Genomic DNA, 3756 nt, shown 5'->3' with positions numbered 1-3756 from the left:
GCCTTGGCCGGTCGTCTTGGACGCCGAAAAAAGCCGCACAAATAGCCGAAGAAGTAAGGAAGTCTACTGGGCGCGAAGTCAAGGTAATACCTGAACTGTTCAACAAACGTGTGCGAAGGGTTTATGTAGCGCCAAAGAAGATCGCGCCTAAAAAAGTCCCCGCCGAACAAGCCTTCTCCGAAACTGTCCTAGGCAGACCTTTGGCCTCTCAACCCCAAAGGCCGAAAGTAAACAAGGCCGAGGAGCAGTCTATTGTCAAAATAATACGCTCTATTAACCGCATTGTCCCCGTAAGGCTGGGGAGGGTGTATAAAAAGAGCGCCGCTGCGGTCTATAGGACCAACGTTGGGGTGATCCGGGCGAGGACAAGACACGCCCGCGACCTAAGAGTACTGACCCATGAGTTAGGCCACCATATTGACGCTTTAATGAGCTTGAGCGACAAGCAATTCCACGACGAACTGCTGAACATGCCCTACGTTAAGGCACTCTTAAAGGAAAACCCGGACGCTTCGCAAAAGACCCTGCTCGGGGAAGGGGTGGCAGACTATTTCTACCACTACTTCCTGCACCCCGACCAGGCCGCCAAGTACGCCCCGGAACTGAATAAGTATTTCACGGGAAATATTTACAAGTACCCGGCTGTCGAAAGGAAGCTCGATCAGGTTAAAAACCGGATTGAGCACTACCGGGATAGCTTCAGCGACAATCCCGACGACCGGGTAAGGGCGTATGTTGACGAATTTATGGGCAGAGACTTGGACGCCCCCAAGGGGTTTAAACGTGTTCTTCAGTCATTCTACGATGAAAACAGGGTACTCTCTAACTTCCTGGAGCGGTATTTTTACTTGACTTCCGATTTTCTCCTGCCGATGGAGAAGCACGAAGCGGCCCTAAAGGGTATTCAGGAGCGCCACGGCGAGGTCTGGAAATACGGGAGGTTTGAAACTTCCCCCGGGTTTGAGGAGTGCTGGATTACCAGGGGGCAACCGGCCATTGATCCCGAGACGGGTACTCCGAAGTGGAATGAAAAGAAAAAGGCCGTGGAGTTTGTCGGCCCTTCGGTAGAAGAGATATTCGCCCGGGTGGGCAAGCTGGGGAAAACGTATGCCGAGGCGATGGAACACGCCGAGGAGTTCATGCGCTATGTCACCGCGCAGGCGATCATTTCCCGAGAAGATGCCGGGGTGGTCTCCGGGGGGATAAAGCCAGAGTTCGGCCTGACGCTCGATAAATACAAGGGATACGTGCGGAGACTTGAGAGAACTCCCCACGGCAAGGTCTACCGTGAGCAAATGGGCGAGCTGTTCGGCTACGTTGACGAGAAAGGGGAATGGCGGGACGGGTTACGGCAGAGGGTGTACCGCGCCACCCTGCACGGGGCGTACAGCGAAGAGGAAATAACAAGGTATTTAAGCAAGTACCCAACCGCTATACCGATGAGGCGACAGTGGATCGAGAGCCAGGTAAGGAAGGACAAGGTGCCATACTCCGACCGGCTGTTGAGGAAAGAACACGGGGCCGATCTACCTATTGTTAACCCCTTATTGAGCTTGGTGCGCGAGATCCGCACTATGTCCAAAATATACAAGACCCGTTTGACGAACCACGCCTACATTGAAGCGGTAAACAAGTTCCCGCAGGAGGCCGGGAAGTTTATCGAAGAGATACGCTTGCCCATGTCTGTAACAAGGGTAACACTAACCGAAATACTGGATCAGGTCATGGACAAGTTCGGCGGCGGCAAGGAGGGGTTGCCCTTCGAGGTAGATACTACGGAAATGAACGACGTTATCCTTGACGTTTTCCGGCCGCAGAAATTCACACAGAAACACAAGAACATAGTTATTGACTGGTGGGACGGCAAGGCCCGGGCATACGAGGTATTCGACCGGGATCTTTTGAACGCTTATATTAGAGCACCGCTTGACGTGATCAGTCCGAAGGTCGCCAACTGGATAAGCAAATACATTTCTTCAATTTTCAGAACCGGGCATATCGCCAACCTGCGGTGGCCTTACAACAACACGGTGCGGGACCAGCAGATAGCCTTCGCCCACGGCGAGTACGGGTATATCCCCGGCGTCTCCTGGGTAGATGGCCTGTTTACTTTGCTTTTCGACAGCGCGCCGGTCAGAAAAGTAATGGAGCCTTTCATAAAGCAGTACCCGATGGAGAAGGAGAACGCCATACTCGGGATATTCAAAGAGTTTGTGCGTAAAGAGAAGACGTACATGGATACCTTTACCGCTATGGGCGGCACGATGAAGTCACTTGACATAATGAACGAGGAAAGTGCGGCGAAGCTCCTTAAAAAGATGATGGAGCGGGCGATCTCCGATACTCACTGGAGAGTACCGGCAAAGAAAACCGTGCCGGGAGCAATAGGAACCCCCTGGCGACTTATTAAGGCCATGGTAACCGCTTCGGAGATGAGTACAAACATCGGGCAGACCAAGATGGCTATCCGTAAAGGGGTACACCCACTGGAGGCTACTTTGGCCGGTAAGGATATTACCGTTGACCACAACATGACAGGCGTTGCGACCAGGCAATTAGGGAAAGTCTTGCCCTTCTTCCGACCGGTATTTCACGGGCAGTTCAGGCTATACCGTGAAATGAAAGACCCGAAAAGACGCTGGAAAACCATGCTCAAGTACTTTGTGGGAATTTCTCTCTCCACACTTGCATTTTACTGGCTGAACAAGGACAACCCCAATTACCAGGAGTTGCCCCAATGGAGAAAGGACTGGTGTATTAACATTCCCCTTGGCAACCCGCAAAGCACCGACCTTTTCTTGCCCCTGCCCAGGCCGTACGGTGTGCAAGGGTGGTTCTTCGGTACGTTCATAGAAAGGTGCGCGACCTATTTATACACACAAAACAAAGAGGTGTTTGATGGTTGGTGGCAAGGCATGTACAGGTCGCTTGTGCCGGGCTTTACCTTCTGGCCGATGGTGTTTGCGGAGCTTATAGCAGACTATAAATTCTTTGAGGACAGGCCGATTGAATCCCAGGGGGATCAATACAAGAAACCTGCTGAAAGATACAGCCCATACAGCACGGAAGTCTCCAAGCTGTTAGGGCAGACGTTTAATATCTCGCCCAAGAAAACAGACCATGCCTTAAAGTCGGTTACGGGTCATTTGGGGATGGGTATTGTTTCCGTCATGGACTACGCTCTCCGGGCTGCTGGTATAGCGGATACAACCACCAAGCCCGCGCCTACCGTGGCCGACAGGATATTCGCAGGCCCGAGTTTATACAAGACGCGGGCTTCCGGTGCGGAATCGGTCAACCAATTTTACAACCTGTTTGCAGAGGCACAAATGGTAGGCGACGATCCCCAAACAGAACATGATAAGGTACTGAAGATAGCCCTGCCATACATGAGAAGTATCGCCAACGACCTTTCGGACCTTCGGAAACTGGCCCAGCAGGTGCACGATGACTCTGAACTAACAGCAACGCATAAACGCGAGCTGCTTGAATACTTCGACACGATACAAATTAACTTGGTGCGGGAGTTTTTCGGAAGGGAGACGATACCCTTAAGAGTACCGCAGTTTTAACAGAGTAGGCGGGGGCCGCGCCAGGGACGGACGGCCCCTTTTCAGCGCCGCGACTTTGAAAGGGAACGGCGCTATAGCCTGTAGATATTCTACAGGCTTTTTTATATGGGCGCAAAGGAAAATAAAGCCAGGGAAGGGGTGTTTTTTGTGGCGAATGGAGAATGCGCGGTAGGAGCAACAAATG

The 3756-nt window shown here is 52.2% G+C and carries 1 protein-coding gene; it reads left to right on the top strand.

The annotated features are described in order from the left end of the window. On the top strand, positions 1–3572 hold a 3572-nt coding region (locus PHI12_13970), incomplete at its 5' end, for a hypothetical protein (GenBank protein MDD5511893.1). Positions 3573–3756: the final 184 nt, after the last annotated feature.

Source organism: Dehalococcoidales bacterium (assembly GCA_028716225.1).
GTDB lineage: Bacteria > Chloroflexota > Dehalococcoidia > Dehalococcoidales > UBA5760 > UBA5760.
This window is presented reverse-complemented; position numbering and strand designations above follow the sequence as displayed.